Origin of the sequence: Streptomyces sp. NPDC059201 (assembly GCF_042754585.1) — a bacterium.
GTDB lineage: Bacteria > Actinomycetota > Actinomycetes > Streptomycetales > Streptomycetaceae > Streptomyces.
Genome location: NZ_JBHZBB010000014.1, coordinates 1 through 20,757 on the forward strand (window position 1 = coordinate 1; position 20,757 = coordinate 20,757).

The following is a 20,757-nucleotide window of genomic DNA, read 5'->3' on the forward strand; positions in this document are numbered from 1 at the left end:
GCCCCCCACCAGGGGCCGGGCCGCCGTCGTCGTTCCCGGCCGGGCTCCGGAGCGCGTCCTCCGGTTACAGTCCTTGCATGAGCAAGCCCCGCTCCCTGTCGCTGCCGCCGCGCACCCGGGCCCACCGTCTGGAGACCGTGCGCGGCGGGTTCGCCGTGCTCGACGCCGGGGCGGCGGGCGAGCGGCGGGGGACGGTGCTGATGCTGCCGGGGTACACCGGCAGCAAGGAGGACTTCCTGGCCCTGCTCGGGCCGCTGAGCGAGGCCGGATACCGCGTCGTCGCCGTCGACGGGCGGGGACAGCACGAGTCGTACGGCCCCCGGGGCCGCGCCGCCTACCGCCGCCGGGCGCTCGCCCTGGACGCGGTCGCGCAGGCGATGGCGCTCGGCGACGGGCCCGTGCACCTGCTCGGGCACTCCTTCGGCGGGCTCGTCGCCCGCTCGGCCGCCGTCCTCGCCCCGCGCGCCTTCCGCTCGCTGACGCTGCTCTCCTCCGGCCCCGGCCGGGTCGCCCGCCCCCAGCGGATCCGCATCCGGGCGCTGCGCGCCGGGCACGCGCTGCTGGCGAAGGACCGGGTGTGGCGGACCACGCGGTGGCTGGACAGCCGCGGCGAGGAGCCGGACGTGGAGGTCGACTCGGCGGAGCTGCTCGGCTTCCTGCGGCGCCGCTGGATGCTGACCCGGATCTCCCAGTTGTCCGGCGCGGGGCGGCTGCTGCTGCGCGACCCGGACGGCGCGGCGGAGCTGGCCGCCCTGCCGCTGCCCGTGCACGTGGCGTACGGCTCCGGCGAGATGGTCTGGCCGCCGGCCGAGCTGGCGGCGGCCGCCGCCCGTACCGGCGCGCACCACACGGTGGTGGAGGGCGCGGGCCACTCCCCCAACGTCTCGCACCCGCGCGAGCTGGCCGAGCGCCTCACGGCGTTCTGGCGGCGGGTGGACGCGCTCTCCCGCGAGGAGTCCGCGGCGAAGGTCAGTACTGCGCCCTGAGGTACTGCCAGAAGCCGTCGCGCAGGGCGCGGCGGAGGGCGCCGTGGCCGCGCAGGGAGCGGCTGAGCCGGGACTCGGCCTCGACGAGGAGGTCCTGGTCGACGGCGGCGGGGAGGTACGGATCGCCGGGCAGGAGTTCGGCGAGGCGGTCGCGGCCCCGCTCGCCGAGCCAGGTGGCGGCGATCTGGGCGCCGACGAAGCGGACCTCGTCGCGCGAGGGCGGCGGCTCGGTCTCGTTCTCGTACATCGTGACCGGGCGGCGGGTGACGTACGGCCGGCAGAAGTCGAGGTCGAAGGTGCGCTGGCTGTCGACCTCCCAGAGCAGCGCCTCGGCCTGGTTGGGTCCGTCGGCGGCCTCGATGCCCCAGAGGTGGACGCGGGCGCCGTAGCCCTGGGCGGCCTCGACGGCGGAGACCAGGTCCTCGTCGCCGCCGATCAGGGCGGCGTCGCTGATGGCGCGGTGGCGGGCGAGGGACTCCAGGTCGGTGCGGATGAGGGAGTCGACGCCCTTCTGCTGGTTGTTGGCGTTGAGGTTGCCGAGGCGGACCTTGACGTCGGGGAGCTCGGCGATGGACTGCTGCTCGGGGGTGTGGATGCGGCGGCGGGCGCCGTCGTACCAGTAGACGCGCAGCAGCCGGCTGTCGGCGAAGATCGTCCGCGCGGTGTCGATGAACGCCTCGATGAGGCCCTCGGCGTCGAGGTCGTAGGAGCGGCGGTCCTCGGTGCCGGTCACCAGCAACCCGGCCGAAGCATGGACGTAACCCGCGTCGACGAAGATGGCGTGGGTGGACGGGGTCTTGGCGACCTCGGCCAGCATCCGTCTCAGGAGCTCATTGGTGCGCTCCAGGCGGGCGTCCAGCGCGCCGAGGGCGCGGAGGGTGTCGTCGGCGGGGGGTGGTGGGGGGTTCATGGCGTCGTTCATCGGCCCTCATTGTCCGCTTCGCCGGGGCGCGCCGCCACATCCCCTTACCCATGAGTAGTTAGCCATCCAAAAGTTTTCTTTAGCGTAAGGAATGTTCTGGGTGGCTCTGCCGTTGGACCATACGTACACAAGTTCTCCGCATGGAGGATCAACTCGGACGAAGGGAGAAGCCATGCGCTTCGAAATCCTGCGCCTCGATGACGTCGACGGTACGCCCGTCGACTCGACCGTCGTGGACGCCGCCTCCGTCAACCGGATCGTGCAGCAGGCCGCCGCTATCGGTCAGCGCATCTGGATCCGACCCGCAGAGACCTCCGCCTCGTAACGGGGCAGGTCCACACCACGCACCGCGCCCCCGCGCGGACTCCGCTCAGGCGGAATCCGCACGGGGGCGCAGTGGTGTCCGGGGAAGGTCAGCTCCCCTGGATGACCTGGGTGACGCCGTTGATGATCTGCTGCACGGCGATCGCGGAGAGCATCATGCCCGCGAGCCGGGTGACGAGCACGACGCCGCCGTCCTTGATGACGCGGATGATCAGCAGCGAGTAGCGCATGGTCAGCCAGAGCACGAGGTGCATGGCCGCGATGGCGGCCCAGACGGAGATCTGGGCGGAGGCGCTGTCGGCGTGCTGGACGGCGAGGATGACGGAGACGATGGCGCCGGGCCCGGCGAGCAGCGGCATGCCGAGCGGGACCAGGGCGACGTTGACGTCCTTGGTCTGCTTCGGCTCGTCGGTCTTGCCGGTGAGCAGGTCGAGCGCGATGAGCAGCAGCAGGAGACCGCCCGCGATCATCAGCGCGGGGACGGAGACGTGCAGGTAGGCCAGGATCTGCTGGCCGAGGATGCCGAAGACGGTGATGACCCCGAAGGCGACGGCGACGGCCTGCCAGGCCATCCGGCGCTGGACCTTGGCCGGGCGGCCGGAGGTGAGCGCCAGGAAGATCGGCGTGATGCCGGGCGGGTCCATGATCACGAAGAGGGTGAGGAAGAGCGAGCCGAAGACGGCGAGGTCGAACACAGTGGGGTGCCTTGCGGGGTGAGGGTCGAACGAGGGAGAGGGGCACCGGACCGGAACGAGAGGTTCCGGCGCGGTGGCAGGAGTGCCCCGCCACCGCACGACGGGCGTGCGGGACTCAGGGGCGGTACGGGACGGGCGCGGGCGGCCGGACGGCACGGCACCCCGCCGTCGCGGGACGGCGGGGAGGGCGGCCGACCTCCGAAAAGGGCCCTGGGGGCCCTGAGGGGTGTGCCCTAGCCGGCGAGGGCTCCGCCGGCGCCGGGGACGGGGAAGGCGCCGGTGGCCCGGCGGGTGATCTCGCCGTAGACCTCGGGGTCGGTGGTGTACTCGCCGAGCCGGCAGGTCTTGCGGCTGCCGTGGTAGTCGCTGGAGCCGGTGACCAGCAGTCCCAGCTCCTTGGCGAGCCCGCGCAGCCGCGCGCGGGTGGGCTCGTCGTGGTCCATGTGGTCGACCTCGATGCCGTCGAGTCCGGCCTCGGCGAGGGCGGCTATCGCGGACTCGGGCACGACCTGGCCGCGCTTGACGGCGGCGGGGTGGGCGAAGACGGTGACGCCGCCGGCCCGCTTGACGAGGCGGACGGCGTCCGCCGGGTCGAGCTCGTGCTTCTCGACGTGGGCGCGGCCGCCGTCGGCGATCCACTCGGCGGTGAAGGCCCCGGAGACGTCGCGGACGACGCCCAGCTCGACGAGCGCCTCGGCGACGTGCGGGCGGCCCACGGAGCCGTCCCCGGCGATCCGGGCGACCTGGTCCCAGGTGACGGGGACGCCGAGCTCCTGGAGCCGGGCGACCATGGCGCGGGCGCGCGGCACCCGGTCGTCGCGGACCAGCTCGCGCTCGGCGAGCAGGGCGGGCTCCTCGGGGTCGAAGAGGTAGGCGAGCATGTGCAGGCCGATGCCGTCGAGGCGGCAGGAGAGCTCGGCGCCGGGGACGACGGTCAGGCCCTCGGGCGCGGCGGCGAGCGCCTCGGCGTGCCCGCGGGTGGTGTCGTGGTCGGTGAGGGCGACGACGTCCAGTCCGGCCGCGGCGGCGTTGCGCACCAGCTCGGCGGGGGTGTCGGTGCCGTCGGACGCCGTGGAGTGGCTGTGCAGGTCGATGCGCACGACGCGGTTCTCCAGGGGTTCGGCACGGACGAGTGACGCTTCAGCATAACGGCCGATACGCACACAGGTGTACGGATCCGGGACAGTGGGCGCCCATTACGGCACCCCGGGTGCCGACGGGTCGTCAGCCGAGCAGGCGGGGGGTGAGCGCGCCGCAGGGCAGCAGCTCGACCTCGGCGCCCGCGTCGCGCAGGTCGGTGAGGACGAGTTCGTCGTACATCAGCAGTCCGGACTGCTCGGGCCAGACGATCGCCCAGAGCCAGAGCCCGCGGGCCTCGCCGGCGAAGACGGCCCGGTCGTGGGGGGTGCCGGTGACGTGCCAGAGCGGGGTGGGGCGGCCGGCGGCGAGGACCTTGGCCTGCGGCGGCTTGTCGATGGCCATGCCGGAGCCGGGGTCGGGGCCGTCGATGCCCGCGTACCGGGCGCCGAGGCCGACGCCGAGCTCCTCGGCGACGAGCAGCAGCTCGCCGATGCCGCCGAGCGGGCCGGGTCCCGAGCACGCGACGGCGGTGGCGCGGCCGCCGCTGCGGTCGTCACCTGCGTAGGCGACTCCGGTGAAGAGCCAGCCGACGGGGAGCGGCCAGGGCATCCAGACGGGCACCTGGGAGCGGTGCACGACGACGCCGAGGGCTTCGACACTGGGCGGGATCACGGGCTGGAGCGGGTGCACGGGTCCGTGTACGTCGCACTGCCAGGAGTCGGCGAAGAGACCGGGCGCCCTGACCCGCCCACCGCACTTCGGACAACTGGGTTCGCCCCTCATAGGGCTCAACGGTCCTACCGCTCGCGCCTCCCGTCAAGGACGACCGCCACCGATCACCCGTCCGGCCCGCGCCCCGTCACCCGGGCGCCCGGGTCCGCCCGGGGACGTACCGGAACCCGGAGATAGATGTATCTTGCATCCATTAGCCTCTCTAACTTATTGTGTGCATATACCACTCATCCCGAGCCGAGGAGCGGCCCCATGGAGCAGCGAACGGAAGACCCCCTCGAAACGGCCGAGGCGTCCGGCGGCGGGATCCTGCGCCAGCCCCCCGCCGTCTGGGCCACGGCCGGCGCGTCGGTCGTCGCCTTCATGGGCATCGGCCTCGTCGACCCGATCCTGCCGTCCATCGCCCAGGGCCTGGAGGCCACGCCGAGCCAGGTCTCCCTGCTCTTCACCTCGTACTTCCTCATCACCGCCGTCGCGATGCTGGTGACCGGCTACGTCTCCAGCCGGATCGGCGGCCGCCGCACCCTCCTGGCGGGCCTCGCCCTCGTCGTCGTCTTCGCCGCCCTCGCCGGCACCTCGGACTCCGTCGGCGAACTGGTCGGCTACCGGGCCGGCTGGGGCCTCGGCAACGCGCTCTTCGTCTCCACCTCGCTCGCCGTGATCGTCGGCGCGGCGGCGGGCGGCAGCGCGGCCGCGATCCTCCTGTACGAGTCGGCGCTCGGCCTCGGCATGGCCTGCGGGCCCCTGCTCGGCGCCCTCCTCGGCGACGCCAGTTGGCGCTACCCGTTCTTCGGCACCGCCGCGCTCATGGCGATCGGCTTCGTCTGCATCACGGTCTTCCTCAAGGAGCAGCCCAAGCCCGCCCGCAAGACCTCACTGCTCGACCCGCTCAAGGCCCTCGGGCACGGCGGGCTCGCCTCCGCCGCCGCGGCCGCCTTCTTCTACAACTACGCGTTCTTCACGGTCCTCGCGTTCACGCCGTTCGTGCTGAACATGACGCCGTACAAGTCGGGCGCGGTCTTCTTCGCCTGGGGCGTGCTGCTCGCCGTCTTCTCGGTGCTCGTCGCGCCCCGCCTCCAGCGCCGGTTCGGCTCCCTGACGGTGCTGGCCGGATCGCTGGTGCTGCTCGCCGCCGACGTGGTCGTCCTCGGGTACGGGAACCACACCACGGCCGTCGTCTGCACGGTCCTGTCCGGCGCGTTCATCGGCGTCAACAACACCGTCTTCACCGAGCTCGCCCTCGGCGTCTCCGACGCCCCGCGCCCGGTGGCCAGCGCCGGCTACAACTTCGTCCGCTGGTTCGCGGCGGCCGCCGCCCCCTACCTCGCGCCGAAGATCGAGGAGTGGAGCGACGTCCACACGCCGTTCACCGTCGCGGCGGTCGCCGCCGTCATCGGCGCCGGGATCGTCGTCGTCCGCCGGTCCTCCCTCACGCTCCCCCACTCTCGGCTTCGCTCGAACGGGGGGACCCCCACCGCCGAGGAGCTCGCCCCGCGGCACGCCACCGAGGACGGCGTCTCCGTCTTCGCGAACTGAGGGACCGGATCCCGTACCGGGATCAGTCCAGGGCCACGGACCCGCGCAGGGGATCGCGCAGGTCCGTGCCCTGCGCGAGCCAGCGCTCCTCCAGGGCCTGCGCCCCGTGGACGCGCTTCCAGGCGGCCTCGTTCGGGGTCATCGGCAGCAGCGGCAGGAAGCGGACCGGGTCCATCGGCTCGTCGAGCTCCAGGTCCTCCACAAGACCGCCCGACTCCGCCACCAGCACCGAAGTGAAACCGGCCTCCGGCCACAGCGGATCGCCCACGTCCAGCGAGGCGCCGGGGGCCACGATCACGCCCTCCACCTGCGGGGTCGCGGCGAGCACCGCCAGCGGACGCAGCACCTTGTCGGTGTCGGCGCGCCCCAGCCGCACGGTCAGCACCAGCTCCGCGCGCGGCCCCTTCACCGGGTCCGCGAGCGCCGCCGTCGGGTCGGCCATCGGCGCGGCCGACATGCCGAGCGTGGCGTAGCGCACGAGACCCGCCTCCGCGTCGACGAAGCGGAGCACCTCGATCCGGTCGGTGCCGAGGAAGGTCACCGCGGCCCGCGCGTCCGGTTCGCCAAGGGCCGTACGCAGCCGGGCCTCGACCAGTGCAAGAACTTCTCCCATGCCGCGAGCATAGATCGCGTATGGAACGGGCAAAGTAAGGGATTGACCCTCGGTCGGCTGATAGTGTTGGCCACTGGTCGGGTTTCCCGACTGTGCGTCACACGTCATCCCTCACGAGGGACCGACCGGAGGAGGTGGGACTGCGATGGACCGAAGTCGATCGGGCAGTACCAGCCGCTCTTCCGCCGCACCGCACCCGAGTCGGGTGCGTTCCTCCCTCCGGTGACCCCGGGTCCCTGAACCGCGGACCCCCTTTCCCCGGCATCGCGTACGACGGAAGAGCATCCCCTCTTTGCCTGTCTGAGTTGCGAACGCCGTCGCCTCGATCCGCCGGTGCCGCCCGCTTTGTGGACGACGTCTCGTTCCCGTCCCCATTCCGGGTTGCGCCACGATCACCGACGGCCTGTCCGTGAAGGAGAGCACCCTCATGTCGATGATCCGTGACCTGCGTGCCGCCGTTCGGCCGAGCCTGCGCCCGAGCCCGCGCAAGACCCCGACCACGTACACGAACTACGACCCGACCCGCGACCACTCCGCCTCCAGCGCCATCGTCGACTGCGCCGTCTACCGCGACGGGAGCCGGGTCGACGACCGCGCCTGCCTCACCCCGCGCGGCGCCATGTCCCAGGTGCGCGAGTCCGGCGGCTTCGCCTGGATCGGTCTGCACGAGCCGACCGAGGCCGAATTCGCCGGTATCGCCGCCGAGTTCGGACTCCACCCGCTCGCCGTCGAGGACGCCGTCCACGCCCACCAGCGGCCCAAGCTGGAGCGTTACGACGACACCCTCTTCACCGTCTTCAAGACGATCCACTACGTCGAGCACGCCGAACTCACCGCCACCAGCGAGGTGGTGGAGACCGGCGAGGTGATGTGCTTCACCGGCCCCGACTTCGTCATCACCGTCCGCCACGGCGGCCAGGGCTCCCTGCGCAACCTCCGCCACCGCCTCCAGGGCGAGCCCGAGCTCCTCGCCAAAGGCCCCTCCGCCGTCCTGCACGCCCTCGCCGACCACGTCGTCGACGGCTACATCGCCGTCGCCGACGCCGTCGAGCTCGACATCGACCAACTGGAGATCGACGTCTTCTCGCCGGCCGCGAAGGGCTCCACGCGCGGCACGGACACCGGCCGGATCTACCAGCTCAAGCGCGAGGTGCTGGAGTTCAAGCGCGCCGTCACCCCGCTGCTGCGCCCGATGCAGCTGCTCAGCGAGCGGCCCATGCGGCTGGTCGACCCGGACATCCAGAAGTACTTCCGGGACGTCGCCGACCACCTCGCGCGCGTCCAGGAGCAGGTCGTCGGCTTCGACGAGCTGCTGAACTCGATCCTCCAGGCCAACCTGGCGCAGGCGACCGTCGCGCAGAACGAGGACATGCGCAAGATCACCTCGTGGGCGGCGATCGTCGCCGTCCCCACCGCGGTCTGCGGCGTGTACGGCATGAACTTCGACCACATGCCGGAGCTGCACTGGAAGTACGGCTACCCGATGGTCCTCGGCGGGATCGCCGTCATCTGCTTCACCATCCACCGCACCCTGAAGCGCAACGGCTGGCTCTGACGGGCCTGCCGTTAGGCTTCGGGCCATGACAGAAGAGCTGTTCCTCGTCGAGGAGGCCACCAAGAAGTCCGGCCTCGTCTGGGTCCGGGGCACCGGGCCCGCCCGGGCGCTCTGGCACGTCTGGCACGACGGCGCCGCCCACGTGGTCGGCGACGGCCCCGGCGAGCAGCCGCTCCCCGGCCTCGCCGACGGCGCCACCGCCGAGGTCACCGTCCGCAGCAAGGACAAGGGCGGCCGGATCGTCTCCTGGACGGCCGCCGTCCACCAGCTCGCCCCCGGCACCGAGGAGTGGGACGCGGCCGTCGCCGAACTGAAGGGCAAGCGGCTCAACGCCCCCGACGGCGAGGCCATGACCGCCCGCTGGGCCCGCGAGTGCCGCGTCCTGCGCCTCGACCCCCGCACCGCCACCACCGACCTCCCGGACGGCTCGCTCGCCGCCGTCCCCCTCCCCTCCGCGGCGACCACCCGCCACCCCGTCCCCGCCGCCCTCCCCAAGCTGCTCTTCGGCCGGAAGCGGAAGCGCTAGCTCTCCGGCAGCCCCCCGGGCGCCGTCCCGAAGGGGCTGTCGACGACATAGCGCCACCGGCCGTCCCCGCCGCGGCGGGCCACGTCCGTGGCAGTGCCCTCGACCCGTACAGGGTGCCCGTCGGGGCCGGTGCCCTCGACGATCCAGTCCACGACGAGCAGCGCCAGGCCGCCGGCCGCGTACACCCGCCTCGGGCGGACCGCGATCGGGACGCCCAGCGCCTGGAGCCGCGCGTTGGCGGCGTGCAGGGCGGCGCCGGTGAGCGGCGCGCCGCCCGGTCCCGCGGCCAGGACCGCGCCCTCCTCGTAGACCTCGGCGAGGGCCGCGGGGTCACCGCTGTTGAAACGGGCCGCGAAGACGGCGGGCACGTCCTCGGGCCGGGTGGCGAGGGCGCTCGGGGTGGTGGACATGGTCGACGGACGTCCTTCCGTACCGGGAGAATCTGACCCCCGACACGCTAGGAGGCGGCCTCGTGACTCACCGAACGGTTGGCCACCCGCCGGGGCTCCCGGACGGCGATCCCCGCGCCCGCGTCGACGCGCCCGCCCCGGACTGCCCGGTCGAGATCGCCCTCGCCGCCCTGCGGGGCCGCTGGACCACCCTGGTCGTGCGCGAGCTGCTGAGCGGCGACCGCGGCTACAGCGAGCTGCGGGAGGCGCTGCCGAGGCTCTCGGAGAAGGTCCTGTCCGAGCGGCTGACGCAGCTCGCCGAGGCGGGCGTCGTGGTCCGCGAGCGGCGCCCCGGCTGGCCGCCGACCGTGCGGTACGGGCTCACGCCGCGCGGCCGGGAGCTCGGACCGGTGCTCCAGGCGCTGTGGGACTGGGGTGCGGCGGAGGGCTGAACCCGGCTCAGGTGCGCGGCAGTTGGCGCCCGTAGTCGAGGGTCTCCTCGCGGCTCGGCTCGGACAGCGGGAAGTCCTTGTCCCACTCGGAGAGGACCACCAGGCCGGCGCCGCCGCCGCGCGCGAGCTGGAGCGGGTACGGGGAGCCCTCCAGGGCCACGTCGAGGGTGCCGCCCTCGCCGTCCGGGCCGCCCTTCACCTTCACCGTGCGGACCCCGCCGATCTGGTCCCGGTCGCCCTTGACGACCTCCCCGTGCAGGCCGATCAGCCCGCGCAGCAGCGGATCCATCTCGGTGAAGCCGCGCAGCTGCTTGTACGAGGGGTCGTCGTGCGGCACCTTCACGTACATGTCGTCCAGCTTGTCGGCGGCCTCCGTGTCGGCCTCGCTGGGCTCGTCGTCGCCCTTCTCCTCGTGCGTCCAGAAGCCCGCGTCGGCCTTGAGGTAGAGCGCGTCGCCGACCCGCAGCAGCTCGAAGGTGCTGTTCTTCGTGGTCACCGAGCCGGTGGCGCCGTTCTGCTTCAGCCGCATGTTCAGCTTGAAGGTGCCGCCCTTGCTGACCAGGGTGCCGGCCAGCCGGACGGCCGTCGCCGCGTCCGCCGCCGTGCGGGCCTCCCGCTCGATCTCCGGCGCCGACAGCCTCCCGACCCCGTTCGTCCCCTCGTCCGGGTCGGCCGCGCAGGCCGCCAGACCCGCCGTCAGCCCCGCGCACAGCACCAGCGGCACGGCCGCCCTGCGGAGGCGGCCCGCGGAGGCCCTGCGGGCGCGCGCCGGCGGTACGGACGGGATACGCGATGACGGGGTGCGGACGGTCACCTGCGCTGCCTCTCGTTCTGCGGTGAGGGGGGAACGGCCCGGGCCGTGCGCACACGGCGGAAGGGCCGCCGGGGTCGGCCGGGCGGACCGGCCGGTGCCGGTGGGGGGCGGCAGACCGCAGCGTACCCGGGCGGGCCCGGCGTCCCCGCAGGCAGCCGGACGGCGGCGCTGCCGGAGCGGGGTGCACCACCACGGGCTAGCCTGAACCATGCGAAGCCCGCCCAGGGCGCCGCGAAAGACGCGAAACGCCCCGGGGCGGCGCGGCGACCCTGATGGTGCGGCACCGAGGAGGCGCGAGGCATGGCGGCAGGCGCCCCCCGGATCTTCGTCTCCCACCTCGCGGGCGTGGCCGTCTTCGACCCCGTCGGCGACCAGGTGGGCCGGGTCAGCGACCTGGTGGCGATGCTCCGCGTCGGCCGCCGCCCGCCCCGGCTGCTCGGCATGGTCGTCGAGGTGCTGAGCCGGCGCCGGGTCTTCGTCCCGATGACCCGGATCACCGGCGTCGAGTCCGGACAGGTCATCACCACCGGCGTGGTGAACATGCGCCGCTTCGAGCAGCGGCCGACCGAGCGGCTCGTCCTCGGCGAACTCCTCGACCGGCGGGTGACCCTGGCCCAGACCGGCGAGGAGGTCACCGTCCTCGACATCGCCATCCAGCAGCTGCCCGCCCGCCGCGACTGGGAGATCGACCGGGTCTTCGTCCGGCGCGGCAAGGGCGGCGCCCTGCGGCGCAAGGGAGAGACGCTGACCGTGGAGTGGTCGGCGGTCACCGGCTTCTCCCTGGAGGAGCACGGACAGGGCGCCGAGAGCCTCGTCGCCACCTTCGAGAAGCTCCGCCCCGCCGACCTCGCCAACGCGCTCCACCACCTCTCCCCCAAGCGGCGCGCCGAGGTCGCCGCCGCCCTCGACGACGACCGGCTCGCCGACGTCCTGGAGGAGCTGCCCGAGGACGACCAGGTGGAGATCCTCGGCAAGCTCAAGGAGGAGCGGGCCGCCGACGTCCTGGAGGCGATGGACCCCGACGACGCCGCCGACCTCCTCAACGAGCTGCCCGAGGACGAGAAGGAGCGGCTGCTCACCCTGATGCAGCCGGAGGAGGCGGCCGACGTGCGCCGGCTCATGTCGTACGAGGAGCGGACGGCGGGCGGTCTGATGACCACCGAGCCGATCGTGCTGCGCCCGGACGCCACGGTGGCCGACGCGCTCGCCCGCGTACGGCAGCAGGACCTGTCGCCGGCCCTCGCCGCGCAGGTCTACGTGTGTCGGCCGCCGGACGAGACGCCGACCGGGAAGTACCTGGGCACGGTGCACTTCCAGCGGCTGCTGCGCGACCCGCCCTTCACCCTGGTCAGCGCGCTCGTCGACAGCGACCTTCCGCCGCTCGGCCCGGACACCCCGCTGCCGGCCGTGACCAGCTACTTCGCCGCGTACAACCTGGTGGCGGCGCCGGTCGTGGACGAGAGCGGTTCGCTGCTGGGCGCGGTCACCGTCGACGACGTGCTCGACCACCTGCTGCCGGACGACTGGCGGGAGACGGAGTTCCACGAGGAGGGGGTGCGCGGTGGCTGAGCGGTCGCAGGAGCGGGACCGCGAGCGGGAGCGGGACCGGCCGCTGCCGCGCATCCGGCTCGACCAGCCCCGGGTTCGCCGCTCGCGGCTGCTGCCGGAGTACGACCCCGAGGCGTTCGGCCGCATGTCGGAGCGGATCGCGCGCTTCCTCGGCACGGGGCGGTTCATCGTCTGGATGACGGTGATCATCATCGCCTGGGTGGTGTGGAACATCTTCGCCCCGGCGTCGCTGAAGTTCGACGAGTACCCCTTCATCTTCCTGACCCTGATGCTCTCCCTCCAGGCGTCGTACGCGGCTCCGCTGATCCTGCTGGCGCAGAACCGGCAGGACGACCGGGACCGGGTCAACCTGGAGCAGGACCGGAAGCAGAACGAGCGCTCGATCGCCGACACGGAGTACCTGACCAGGGAGATCGCGGCGCTGCGGATGGGCCTCGGGGAGGTCGCCACCCGGGACTGGATCCGGTCCGAACTCCAGGACCTGGTGAGGGAACTGGAGGAGCGCGGACAGGAACGCGATCTATTCCCGCCGGACGGCGAGCGGCGGAGTGACGTACCCGACCGTTGACAGCCCTTTCATGACGGGACGGTCGTCGCCGTACCATCGGACCTATGGCTACGGAAGACGCGGTGCTCGAAGCACTGGCGACGGTGAACGACCCCGAGATCAATCGTCCGATCACGGAACTCGGCATGGTCAAGTCGGTGGAGATCGGACCGGACGGCAGGGTCGCGGTGACGGTCTACCTGACGGTCTCCGGCTGCCCGATGCGCGACACCATCACGCAACGCGTCACCGAGGCCGTCTCGGGCGTCGAGGGCGTCACGGGTGTCGACGTGACGCTGGACGTGATGAGCGACGAGCAGCGCAAGGAGCTGGCGGCGGCGCTGCGCGGCACCACCGCCGAGCGCGAGGTGCCGTTCGCGAAGCCGGGCTCGCTGACCCGGGTGTACGCGGTCGCCTCCGGCAAGGGCGGTGTCGGCAAGTCATCCGTGACCGTGAACCTGGCCGCGGCGATGGCCGCCGACGGTCTGAAGGTCGGTGTCGTCGACGCGGACATCTACGGGCACAGCGTGCCCCGCATGCTGGGCGCGGACGGGCGTCCGACCCAGGTCGAGAACATGATCATGCCGCCGTCGGCGAACGGCGTGAAGGTCATCTCCATCGGCATGTTCACCCCGGGCAACGCGCCGGTGGTGTGGCGCGGCCCGATGCTGCACCGCGCCCTCCAGCAGTTCCTGGCGGACGTGTACTGGGGCGACCTGGACGTGCTGCTGCTCGACCTGCCCCCGGGCACCGGCGACATCGCGATCTCCGTCGCGCAGCTGGTGCCGAACGCGGAGATCCTGGTCGTGACGACGCCCCAGCAGGCGGCGGCCGAGGTCGCCGAGCGGGCCGGCTCGATCGCGGTGCAGACCCACCAGAAGATCGTCGGCGTCGTCGAGAACATGTCGGGCCTGCCGTGCCCGCACTGCGACGAGATGGTGGACGTCTTCGGCACGGGCGGCGGCCAGCTGGTCGCGGACGGCCTGTCCCGCACCACGGGCACGACGGTCCCGGTGCTCGGCTCGATCCCGATCGACGTGCGCCTGCGCGAGGGCGGCGACACCGGCAAGCCGGTCGTCCTGGAAGCCCCCGACTCCCCCGCCGGCGCGGCCCTCCGCGCCATCGCCGGCAAGCTGGGCGGCCGCCAGCGCGGCCTCTCGGGCCTGAGCCTCGGCATCACCCCGCGCAACAAGTTCTGACCGCCCCCGGTTGTGGGCATGCGTTCCGCTAGGGGCGGAACGGGTGGGCACAACCGGAACTGCGAGCCGCACAGGCCGCACAGCGTGAAGGGCGCCCCCGCTGCGGGGCGCCCTTCGTATGTCCTGTCAGGCGTACGCCCCGAGCTCCTTGATCTGCGCGAACCCGAGCCCGTACGCACTCATCCCCCGCCCGTACGCCCCGATGTGCACCTCGCCGGTCGACCCCGCCAGCACCCACCCGAACTCGGACTCGCGGTAGTGGAACGGCACCGGGACGCCGTCGACGGGCAGCGACAGCGAGGTCCACGCGGCCCCGTCGAGGTCGTCCGCCAGCTCGAAGGCCGTCTCGGTCTGCTGGTCCAGCCAGTGGTCGCGCAGCCCGTGGTCGAGCGAGGCGGGCCAGGTGTGGGCGAGCAGCCCGGAGCCGGCCAGCCAGGCGGCGGAGGAGACGGTGGTGGCGTCGAGGACGCCGGTGCCGTCACCGGTGCGGCGGACGGGGTTCGCGGCGACGGTCACGACGACGGCGAACCGCTCCTTCTCCGTGCCGGCGGTCTCGGACTTTATCGACGGCTCGTCGCCGTGGCCCACGGAGCCGTGCTGGACGGTGCCGTCCGCCGCCGTGCCGATCTGCATCAGCCGGCGGGGGCCGGTGAACGCCTCGTCCAGCCCGTACCAGGCGAAGGGCGCGCGCAGAAACCCTTCGGCTTCCACTCGACTCGTCGTCTTCATCTCGGCCGCCTCCTGTGTCCGTCAACTCAAGGAGGATAGCGACCGGTCGGTGACCGCCCGTGTCAGGTCGCGTCGGAGTCGTATGGCGGCGGCTCGGGCGAGGCGGGCTTGTCCTGCTTCTTCAGCAGGTCGGGCGCGGAACCGTTGACCGTCGCCGGGGCGGTGGAGGGCGCGGCGGCCGGGGCGCTCTCGCGGCTGTTGACAGCGTCGGCGACCTCGTTCATCTCCTTGCGGAGGTCGAAGGTGGAGCGCAGCTCCTTGAGCTCGCTGAGGTCCTCGTTGCCGTCGAGCTGCTTGCGGATGAAGGTCTTCGGGTTGAGGTCCTCGAACTCGAAGTCCTTGAAGTCCGGTCCGAGCTCGCTGCGGATGTCCTCCTTGGCGCTGTCGGAGAACTCGCGGACCTTCCGGATGAAGCGCGAGACGTCCTGGACGACCTTCGGCAGCTTGTCCGGCCCGAAAACGAGCACGGCGAGGACGATGAGCGTCACCAGCTCGAGTGCGCCTATGTCGCTGAACACCTATAGCTCCTTCACGCCGGACCAGGGCGGCTCGGTCCAAGGTACCCGCCCGGACTGCCGGACGGGTACCTCGCGATGTCCGTCACATGTACCTCAGGTGCCCTGTGCCGAGCCGAGCGTGACGGTCCTGGTGAGTTCCTTGCCGTCGCGGGTGACGGTGAGGGCGAGCTGGTCGCCGGGGCGGTGGGCGCGGATCTTCACTATCAGCTCCTCGCCGTTGTGGACGCGCTGCCCGTCGACCTTGGTGATGACGTCGCCGGGGCGCAGTCCGGCCTTGGCGGCGGGGCCGCCGGGGGTGACGGACGGGGTGCCGTCCTTGCCCTTGTCGCCGACGCGGGCGCCGTCGCCGTTGAACTGCATGTCGAGGCTGACGCCGATGACGGGGTGGGTGGCCTTGCCGGTGTTGATGAGCTCCTCGGCGACGCGCTTGCCCTGGTTGACGGGGATGGCGAAGCCGAGGCCGATGGAGCCGGCCTGGCCGCCGGTGCCGCCGTCCCCGTCGCCGGAGCCGCCGGCGGCGCGGATGGCGCTGTTGATGCCGATGACGCGGCCCTGCCCGTCGAGGAGGGGGCCGCCGGAGTTGCCGGGGTTGATGGGCGCGTCGGTCTGGAGGGCGTCGACGTAGGAGATGTCGCTGCCGTCGCCCTTCTCCCCGCCGGCGGTGATCGGGCGCTCCTTGGCGCTGATGATGCCGGAGGTGACGGTGTTGGAGAGGTCGAAGGGGGCGCCGATGGCGACGACGGGGTCGCCGACGCGGACGTCGTCGGAGTTGCCGAGCGGGAGGGGCTTGAGGCCGGTGACGCCGGTGACCTGGACGACGGCGAGGTCGTAGCCGGTGTCCTTGCCGATGAGCTTGGCGGAGGCGGTCTCGCCGCTGGAGAAGGTGACGGTGATGTCGCCGGAGGTGGCGGCGGCGTCGACGACGTGGTTGTTGGTGAGGATGTGGCCCCGGTTGTCGAGGACGAAGCCGGTGCCGGTGCCGGCCGAGCCGCCGCCGCTGACGTGCAGGGTGACGACGCCGGGCAGGGCGCGGGCCGCGATGCCGGCGACGCTCTCGGGCGCGCGGTCGGTGTTCCCGGACTCGGCCTGCGGCAGGTGGACGGTGCCGATCCCGCCGTTGCGCTCGATGTAGGCGCCGACGCCGCCGCCGATGACTCCGGTGACCAGGGCGAAGGCGAGGGCTCCGACGAGGGCGAGACCGCGCCGGGACTTCTTCCGTGCGGGAGGGGGTACGGCTCCGGGGCCGCCGCCCCAGGGGTCGTACTGGCCCCAGGCGTGCGGCTGCGCGGGCGCCTGCGGCGGCGGGACGGCTCCCTGCGGGGCCACGGCGGGCTGCGGGGCGGTCGCGGGCGCGGCGGGGTGCTGCACGGGCGGCGCGGGCGCCCACGGCCCGGGCTCGCCGTACGGCGGCGTCCGGTACTCGTCGGGCTCGTGAAGCGGCTGCGGCGCGGCGGGGGCGGGCTCTTGTACGGGCTCCGGCTCCGCCGGGGCGGGTTCCTTCGTCATGTCGACCTTGGGGGCGGCGGGCGCCTCCGCGGTCGGCTCCGGCTCCGGCGCGGTGGGTTCGGCCGGGTCAGGGGCCTGGAGGGGGAAGTCGTCCTCCTCCGCCGGGGGCGGCGTGGGTATCCGCGCCGCCTCCGGGGGCGTCGAGGGCCGGCTCCACCAGTTCGGCTTCCCGTCGTTCATGCTCTCCCCGCAACCGCTGGCCGGTGAGCGCCCCTGTGTTCGGGTGCTCTGACCGAGGATTCAACCAGGTCGGGGCTCAGCGGTGGGAGCCCGGCGGGATGCCGGGCGGGCTGGGCGCCGGACTGGGGGCCGGGCCGAGGGCCAGCTGGAGAGCGGGCGCCGTCGGGCGTATGAACGGCGAGAGCGCGAAGAACGACTGCGCCTGTACGGCTCGGAGCCGTACCGCCGCGACCGGACCGGCCCGGTCCAGGTCCGCGGGGACGGCCCCCGAGGGGACGGTGCCGCCGGGGACGAGGGGGGCGCTGCCGAGGGACTGGGCGCCGCCGGTGGAGCGCTCGGAGCGGTCCGAACGTCCGGCCGCCGAGCCGGGTCCCACGGAGGCGCCCGCGCGGAGCGGGGTGACCGTGCTGCCGGTGCCCTGTCCGCCGCGCGCGGCGGTGGTGAGGGAGCTGTCGACGGGCAGGGTGCCGCCGAGGGCGATGGCCGCGAAGGAGACCGCGCCGGCGGCGGCGACGGCGAAGCGCCGGCCGCGCCCCGGCGGGGTGACGGCGTGGACGCGGAAGCCGGTGCCGGTCTCGGGCGCGGCGGGGGGCGCGGTGGCGAAGCCGTCGCTCTTCACGCCGCCGGCTTCGAGGAGCTGCTCCAGCGGTGAGCGCCCGGGGTCTCCGGGACCGCCGGGGCCGCCGGGAAGGCCCTGGAGGCGGGCGAGGAAGCCCTCGGAGGGCTGCGGGGCGCCGCTGGACGCGAAGACGCTCTTCAGGGCGCGCTGCGCGTCGGCCTCGGCCTTGCAGCGGGCGCAGGTGGCGAGGTGGGCGAGGACCCGCTCGCGGGCGTCGTGACCGAGCTCGCCGTCGACGAGCGCGGCGAGCCGGTCCCCGAGGTGGTGCTCCGCGGGGCTCGGGGACGGAGGACGGGTGCCGCTCACGCTGTCCCGGCCTCCCATCCGACGGTGGCCAGGGCGCGCTCCGCCCGGGCCTCGGGCGAACGGTGCTTGAGCGCCTTGCGCAGGTGGGAGCGGCCGCGGTGGATGCGGCTGCGGACGGTGCCGAGCTTCACGCCGAGGGTCGCGGCGATCTCCTCGTACGAGAGCCCCTCGATGTCGCAGAGGACGACGGCGGCGCGGAACTCGGGCGCCAGCGTGTCGAGCGCCTGCTGGACGTCGGCGTCGAAGTGGGTGTCGTTGAACACCTGCTGGGGGGAGGGCTCACGGCTGGGGAGCCGCTCGGCGGCGTCGTCGGCGAGCGCGTCGAAGCGGATGCGCTGCTTCCGGCGGACCATGTCGAGGAAGAGGTTGGTGGTGATGCGGTGCAGCCAGCCCTCGAAGGTGCCCGGCGTGTACGTCGACAGCGAGCGGAAGACGCGGACGAAGACCTCCTGGGTGAGGTCCTCGGCGTCGTGCTGGTTGCCGGTGAGGCGGTAGGCCAGGCGGTAGACACGACCGCTGTGCGTGCTGACGATCTCCTCCCAGGTGGGCGGAGTCCACGCCTGCGATTCCGCATCCGATGCGAAGGTCGCGGTGGTCGGTGCGGTGGTGGTGTGGATGCTGTCAGCGGTGTCGGTCACGGATTTCGGCTCACCCGCCGACCTGAGAAGACGCCTGAACGCCCCTCTCCGATCCACAGGCGCAGCCGCACCTCCCCTATCGGCTCTGGTGGTGTCCAGTGGAGCCCCTACCATAGCCACCTCGCCCGTTAGCTCCGGATAAGAATCTTTACGCGCATTTGAATCGGGGTCGCCCGCCGGTCCTCGTGCGCGTCCTTCCCCTGGTGAACGCCCGGTCCCATCTGCGGGTTCCCGCTGACAGCGGATACAGTCACCGTTGCGCCAACTAAGGGGACAGGAGAGGGCCATTACCGCCAACCGGCAGACGAACTGGGCGTTCGCCGACGCCTTTGTCGCCGAGGACGACGCTCTGCGCTGGGCCCGGGAGCGGGCCCACGAGGCAGGGCTGCCCTCGGTGTCGCCGGGCACCGGTGCGGCGCTCCGTCTGCTGGCCGCGTCCGCGGACGCCAAGGCGGTGGCCGAGATCGGTACGGGCACGGGCGTGTCGGGCATCTACCTGCTGCTCGGGATGCGCCCCGACGGCACCCTGACCACGGTGGACGTGCAGCCGGAGCATCAGCAGTTCGCGAAGGCGGCGTTCCGGGAGGCGGGCTTCGCCGGCAACCGGGCACGGTTCATCCCCGGCCGGGCGCTCGACGTGCTGCCGCGGCTCGCGGACGGCGGGTACGACCTCGTCTTCTGCGACGGCGACCGCGGGGAGTACCCGGACTATCTCGCTGAATCGTTGCGCCTGCTCCGACCTGGGGGTCTGGTCTGCTTCGAGGGCGTCTTCGCGGACGGCCGCACGGTCGACTCCGGCGCCCAGCCCGCCGAGGTGCAGCGGGTCCGCGAACTGCTGCGCACCGTCCGGGAGAGCTCCCAGCTGCTCCCGACCCTGCTGCCGGTGGGCGACGGCCTGCTCTGCGCCGTCCGGCGCGGCTGACCGCTCCCGGAAAGTCCCGGCCCTTCAGAAGCTCCGGACGCGAGACCCCCGGCATGCCGCTGCCCCGGACGGCGGGGCCGTACCGGGGCAGCGGTGCAGAGGAACTACGGGGAGGGTCAGCCGACGACCTTCTTCAGGGCATCACCGAGCGCCTCGGCCTCGTCCGGGGTCAGCTCGACCACGAGCCGACCGCCGCCTTCGAGCGGAACGCGCATGACGATGCCCCGCCCCTCCTTGGTCACCTCGAGCGGGCCGTCACCCGTCCGCGGCTTCATGGCCGCCATGCTCGTTCCCCTTCCTGAAACCAGCTCATCTCCAACCGGGCAGCTCCGTACCACGGAGCACGCGTCACCGGCTTCGAACACATTGCTTCCAGGTCATTATCCCGCATCGCAGGACCCGATGACCAACATCGATCCGCATCGCTTGCGCAACGCGCTCCCGCAAAACCCCACATTTCGGCGTCCGGCCTGCGATACTTCGCCGCCGCGGGTCGCTCCGCGGGCCCCGATTCTTTGACGCAGCTCACATGGGCGGTACGGGTGATCTCCGTCATGCTGGGCGGATCAGCCCATCCACGAGACGAAGGGGTCCCGATGGCCGACACGGTCCTGTACGAAGTGAGCGACGGGCTCGCCACCATCACGCTCAACCGGCCCGAGGCCATGAACGCGATGAACATCGCCGCGAAGGTGGCGCTGCGGGACGCTGCCGAGACGGCCGCCGCCGACCCCGCGGTCCGGGCCGTGCTGCTGACCTCGGCGGGCGACCGGGCGTTCTGCGTCGGCCAGGACCTGAAGGAGCACGTCGGTCTGCTCCTCCAGGACCAGGAGTCGGGCACCAGCGCGACGATGAACACGGTCCGGGACCACTACAACCCGATCGTCCGCGCGCTCACCGGCATGAAGAAGCCCGTGATCGCCGCGGTCAACGGCGTCGCCGCCGGGGCCGGTTTCGGTTTCGCGCTCGCCGCGGACTACCGGATCGTCGCCGACACCGCGTCCTTCAACACCTCGTTCGCGGGCGTCGCGCTCACCGCCGACTCCGGCATGTCCTGGACGCTCCCCCGCCTCATCGGGCAGAGCCGCGCCTCCGACCTGCTGCTCTTCCCGCGCACGCTCACCGCCCAGGAGGCGTACGACCTGGGCATCGCGAACCGCGTGGTCCCGGCCGCCGAGCTCGCGGAAGAGGCCGGCCTGCTCGCCCGCAGGCTCGCCGAGGGCCCCACGGTCGCCTACGCCGCCCTCAAGGCGTCCGTCGCCTACGGCGCCGACCACTCCCTCGACGAGGCCCTCGACAAGGAGGACGAGCTCCAGACCCTCGCCGGCGCCTCCGAGGACCACACCATCGCGGTCCGCGCCTTCCTCGCCAAGGAGAAGCCGACGTACCTCGGCAGGTGA

General features: G+C 72.8%; 24 protein-coding genes. 11 read left to right on the forward strand and 13 right to left on the reverse strand.

Annotated features, from left to right (window positions below):
- Positions 1–77: 77 nt before the first annotated feature.
- The gene (locus ACFXMG_RS33690; protein ID WP_384119798.1) at positions 78–986 is read left to right on the forward strand and encodes an alpha/beta fold hydrolase; all 909 of its coding nucleotides are present in this window, start codon (positions 78–80) and stop codon (positions 984–986) included.
- On the opposite strand, the gene ACFXMG_RS33695 is transcribed toward ACFXMG_RS33690, so the two are convergent.
- A complete protein-coding gene (locus ACFXMG_RS33695; protein WP_383829065.1) occupies positions 970–1,896 on the reverse strand; it encodes an NYN domain-containing protein in 927 nt (308 codons plus the stop codon). The genes ACFXMG_RS33690 and ACFXMG_RS33695 overlap by 17 nt on opposite strands.
- 184 nt (positions 1,897–2,080) lie before the next feature.
- Between ACFXMG_RS33695 and ACFXMG_RS33700 the strand changes: the two genes are divergently transcribed.
- Positions 2,081–2,233 carry a hypothetical protein gene (locus ACFXMG_RS33700; RefSeq protein ID WP_106978848.1) on the forward strand — a complete coding sequence of 51 codons (153 nt, stop codon included), beginning with the start codon at positions 2,081–2,083 and terminating at the stop codon, positions 2,231–2,233.
- Positions 2,234–2,321: 88 nt separating this feature from the next.
- Here the strand turns inward: ACFXMG_RS33700 and ACFXMG_RS33705 are convergent, their stop codons facing one another.
- From ACFXMG_RS33705 to ACFXMG_RS33715, 3 genes are all read right to left on the reverse strand, one after another.
- Complete coding sequence (locus tag ACFXMG_RS33705) at positions 2,322–2,927, reverse strand: MarC family protein (protein WP_383829059.1); 606 nt, start codon at positions 2,925–2,927, stop codon at positions 2,322–2,324.
- 233 nt (positions 2,928–3,160) lie between these two features.
- Positions 3,161–4,027 (reverse strand): PHP domain-containing protein, encoded by an 867-nt coding sequence (locus tag ACFXMG_RS33710; RefSeq protein ID WP_383829057.1) that lies wholly within the window; start codon positions 4,025–4,027, stop codon positions 3,161–3,163.
- A 124-nt stretch (positions 4,028–4,151) separates the two neighbouring features.
- A complete protein-coding gene (locus ACFXMG_RS33715) occupies positions 4,152–4,790 on the reverse strand; it encodes a DUF6758 family protein (RefSeq protein ID WP_043230401.1) in 639 nt (212 codons plus the stop codon).
- 201 nt (positions 4,791–4,991) lie between these two features.
- Here ACFXMG_RS33715 and ACFXMG_RS33720 point away from each other — a divergent pair, with 201 nt between their 5' ends.
- Positions 4,992–6,275 (forward strand): MFS transporter, encoded by a 1,284-nt coding sequence (locus tag ACFXMG_RS33720; protein ID WP_383829055.1) that lies wholly within the window; start codon positions 4,992–4,994, stop codon positions 6,273–6,275.
- A 22-nt stretch (positions 6,276–6,297) separates the two neighbouring features.
- On the opposite strand, the gene ACFXMG_RS33725 is transcribed toward ACFXMG_RS33720, so the two are convergent.
- Positions 6,298–6,888, reverse strand: a complete 591-nt coding sequence (locus ACFXMG_RS33725; RefSeq protein ID WP_383829053.1) for a suppressor of fused domain protein — start codon at positions 6,886–6,888, stop codon at positions 6,298–6,300.
- Positions 6,889–7,315: 427 nt separating this feature from the next.
- Between ACFXMG_RS33725 and ACFXMG_RS33730 the strand changes: the two genes are divergently transcribed.
- Positions 7,316–8,443 carry a magnesium and cobalt transport protein CorA gene (locus ACFXMG_RS33730; protein WP_383829051.1) on the forward strand — a complete coding sequence of 376 codons (1,128 nt, stop codon included), beginning with the start codon at positions 7,316–7,318 and terminating at the stop codon, positions 8,441–8,443.
- A gap of 25 nt (positions 8,444–8,468) precedes the next feature.
- A complete protein-coding gene (locus ACFXMG_RS33735) occupies positions 8,469–8,969 on the forward strand; it encodes a hypothetical protein (RefSeq protein WP_383829050.1) in 501 nt (166 codons plus the stop codon).
- Here ACFXMG_RS33735 and ACFXMG_RS33740 read toward each other — a convergent pair.
- On the reverse strand, positions 8,966–9,379 hold the full coding sequence (locus tag ACFXMG_RS33740; protein ID WP_383829048.1) for a YybH family protein: 414 nt from the start codon (positions 9,377–9,379) through the stop codon (positions 8,966–8,968). The two genes, ACFXMG_RS33735 and ACFXMG_RS33740, sit on opposite strands and share 4 nt — an antisense overlap.
- A 62-nt stretch (positions 9,380–9,441) precedes the next feature.
- Here ACFXMG_RS33740 and ACFXMG_RS33745 point away from each other — a divergent pair, with 62 nt between their 5' ends.
- Positions 9,442–9,810 (forward strand): winged helix-turn-helix transcriptional regulator, encoded by a 369-nt coding sequence (locus ACFXMG_RS33745; protein WP_383829046.1) that lies wholly within the window; start codon positions 9,442–9,444, stop codon positions 9,808–9,810.
- A gap of 7 nt (positions 9,811–9,817) precedes the next feature.
- On the opposite strand, the gene ACFXMG_RS33750 is transcribed toward ACFXMG_RS33745, so the two are convergent.
- Positions 9,818–10,597: a hypothetical protein gene (locus ACFXMG_RS33750; protein WP_383829063.1), complete on the reverse strand. Its 780-nt coding sequence runs from the start codon at positions 10,595–10,597 to the stop codon at positions 9,818–9,820.
- Positions 10,598–10,924: 327 nt separating this feature from the next.
- Here ACFXMG_RS33750 and ACFXMG_RS33755 point away from each other — a divergent pair, with 327 nt between their 5' ends.
- Genes ACFXMG_RS33755 through ACFXMG_RS33765 form a run of 3 tightly spaced genes read left to right on the forward strand, consistent with a single transcriptional unit; the run spans position 10,925 to position 13,939 of the window.
- The gene (locus tag ACFXMG_RS33755) at positions 10,925–12,193 is read left to right on the forward strand and encodes a magnesium transporter MgtE N-terminal domain-containing protein (RefSeq protein WP_383829044.1); all 1,269 of its coding nucleotides are present in this window, start codon (positions 10,925–10,927) and stop codon (positions 12,191–12,193) included.
- Positions 12,186–12,761 (forward strand): DUF1003 domain-containing protein, encoded by a 576-nt coding sequence (locus ACFXMG_RS33760; RefSeq protein ID WP_383829042.1) that lies wholly within the window; start codon positions 12,186–12,188, stop codon positions 12,759–12,761. Before ACFXMG_RS33755 ends, ACFXMG_RS33760 begins: the two co-directional genes overlap by 8 nt.
- Positions 12,762–12,805: 44 nt before the next feature.
- Positions 12,806–13,939, forward strand: a complete 1,134-nt coding sequence (locus tag ACFXMG_RS33765; protein WP_383829040.1) for an Mrp/NBP35 family ATP-binding protein — start codon at positions 12,806–12,808, stop codon at positions 13,937–13,939.
- A gap of 126 nt (positions 13,940–14,065) precedes the next feature.
- On the opposite strand, the gene ACFXMG_RS33770 is transcribed toward ACFXMG_RS33765, so the two are convergent.
- The 5 genes from ACFXMG_RS33770 to sigE all read right to left on the reverse strand — a co-directional run bounded on the left by ACFXMG_RS33770 (position 14,066) and on the right by sigE (position 18,549).
- Positions 14,066–14,668 carry a hypothetical protein gene (locus tag ACFXMG_RS33770; protein ID WP_383829038.1) on the reverse strand — a complete coding sequence of 201 codons (603 nt, stop codon included), beginning with the start codon at positions 14,666–14,668 and terminating at the stop codon, positions 14,066–14,068.
- Between the two features lie 62 nt (positions 14,669–14,730).
- Positions 14,731–15,186, reverse strand: coding sequence for a sec-independent translocase (locus ACFXMG_RS33775; RefSeq protein ID WP_383829036.1), 456 nt, complete (start codon positions 15,184–15,186; stop codon positions 14,731–14,733).
- 93 nt (positions 15,187–15,279) lie between these two features.
- The gene (locus ACFXMG_RS33780) at positions 15,280–16,872 is read right to left on the reverse strand and encodes a trypsin-like peptidase domain-containing protein (protein ID WP_383829034.1); all 1,593 of its coding nucleotides are present in this window, start codon (positions 16,870–16,872) and stop codon (positions 15,280–15,282) included.
- A gap of 76 nt (positions 16,873–16,948) precedes the next feature.
- Complete coding sequence (locus tag ACFXMG_RS33785) at positions 16,949–17,797, reverse strand: anti-sigma factor family protein (RefSeq protein WP_383829032.1); 849 nt, start codon at positions 17,795–17,797, stop codon at positions 16,949–16,951.
- The gene (gene sigE, locus ACFXMG_RS33790) at positions 17,794–18,549 is read right to left on the reverse strand and encodes an RNA polymerase sigma factor SigE (RefSeq protein WP_383829030.1); all 756 of its coding nucleotides are present in this window, start codon (positions 18,547–18,549) and stop codon (positions 17,794–17,796) included. The genes ACFXMG_RS33785 and sigE overlap by 4 nt, the downstream gene beginning before the upstream one ends.
- Before the next feature lie 142 nt (positions 18,550–18,691).
- On the opposite strand from sigE, the gene ACFXMG_RS33795 reads away from it, so the two are divergent.
- On the forward strand, positions 18,692–19,357 hold the full coding sequence (locus ACFXMG_RS33795; protein ID WP_383829028.1) for an O-methyltransferase: 666 nt from the start codon (positions 18,692–18,694) through the stop codon (positions 19,355–19,357).
- A 116-nt stretch (positions 19,358–19,473) separates the two neighbouring features.
- On the opposite strand, the gene ACFXMG_RS33800 is transcribed toward ACFXMG_RS33795, so the two are convergent.
- Positions 19,474–19,641, reverse strand: a complete 168-nt coding sequence (locus tag ACFXMG_RS33800) for a DUF3117 domain-containing protein (RefSeq protein ID WP_009997451.1) — start codon at positions 19,639–19,641, stop codon at positions 19,474–19,476.
- 312 nt (positions 19,642–19,953) lie between these two features.
- Here ACFXMG_RS33800 and ACFXMG_RS33805 point away from each other — a divergent pair, with 312 nt between their 5' ends.
- A complete protein-coding gene (locus ACFXMG_RS33805; protein WP_383829026.1) occupies positions 19,954–20,757 on the forward strand; it encodes an enoyl-CoA hydratase/isomerase family protein in 804 nt (267 codons plus the stop codon).

Bases quoted from the DNA above. Each gene is read 5' to 3' on its own strand.
- ACFXMG_RS33770 (WP_383829038.1), bottom strand. From the start codon at position 14,668: ATGAAGACGACGAGTCGAGTGGAAGCCGAAGGGTTTCTGCGCGCGCCC.
- ACFXMG_RS33765 (WP_383829040.1), top strand. From the start codon at position 12,806: ATGGCTACGGAAGACGCGGTGCTCGAAGCACTGGCGACGGTGAACGAC.
- ACFXMG_RS33800 (WP_009997451.1), bottom strand. From the start codon at position 19,641: ATGGCGGCCATGAAGCCGCGGACGGGTGACGGCCCGCTCGAGGTGACC.
- ACFXMG_RS33730 (WP_383829051.1), top strand. From the start codon at position 7,316: ATGTCGATGATCCGTGACCTGCGTGCCGCCGTTCGGCCGAGCCTGCGC.
- ACFXMG_RS33695 (WP_383829065.1), bottom strand. From the start codon at position 1,896: ATGAACCCCCCACCACCCCCCGCCGACGACACCCTCCGCGCCCTCGGC.
- ACFXMG_RS33755 (WP_383829044.1), top strand. From the start codon at position 10,925: ATGGCGGCAGGCGCCCCCCGGATCTTCGTCTCCCACCTCGCGGGCGTG.
- ACFXMG_RS33720 (WP_383829055.1), top strand. From the start codon at position 4,992: ATGGAGCAGCGAACGGAAGACCCCCTCGAAACGGCCGAGGCGTCCGGC.
- ACFXMG_RS33700 (WP_106978848.1), top strand. From the start codon at position 2,081: ATGCGCTTCGAAATCCTGCGCCTCGATGACGTCGACGGTACGCCCGTC.
- ACFXMG_RS33715 (WP_043230401.1), bottom strand. From the start codon at position 4,790: ATGAGGGGCGAACCCAGTTGTCCGAAGTGCGGTGGGCGGGTCAGGGCG.
- sigE (WP_383829030.1), bottom strand. From the start codon at position 18,549: ATGGTAGGGGCTCCACTGGACACCACCAGAGCCGATAGGGGAGGTGCG.
- ACFXMG_RS33740 (WP_383829048.1), bottom strand. From the start codon at position 9,379: ATGTCCACCACCCCGAGCGCCCTCGCCACCCGGCCCGAGGACGTGCCC.
- ACFXMG_RS33805 (WP_383829026.1), top strand. From the start codon at position 19,954: ATGGCCGACACGGTCCTGTACGAAGTGAGCGACGGGCTCGCCACCATC.
- ACFXMG_RS33780 (WP_383829034.1), bottom strand. From the start codon at position 16,872: ATGAACGACGGGAAGCCGAACTGGTGGAGCCGGCCCTCGACGCCCCCG.
- ACFXMG_RS33725 (WP_383829053.1), bottom strand. From the start codon at position 6,888: ATGGGAGAAGTTCTTGCACTGGTCGAGGCCCGGCTGCGTACGGCCCTT.
- ACFXMG_RS33690 (WP_384119798.1), top strand. From the start codon at position 78: ATGAGCAAGCCCCGCTCCCTGTCGCTGCCGCCGCGCACCCGGGCCCAC.
- ACFXMG_RS33735 (WP_383829050.1), top strand. From the start codon at position 8,469: ATGACAGAAGAGCTGTTCCTCGTCGAGGAGGCCACCAAGAAGTCCGGC.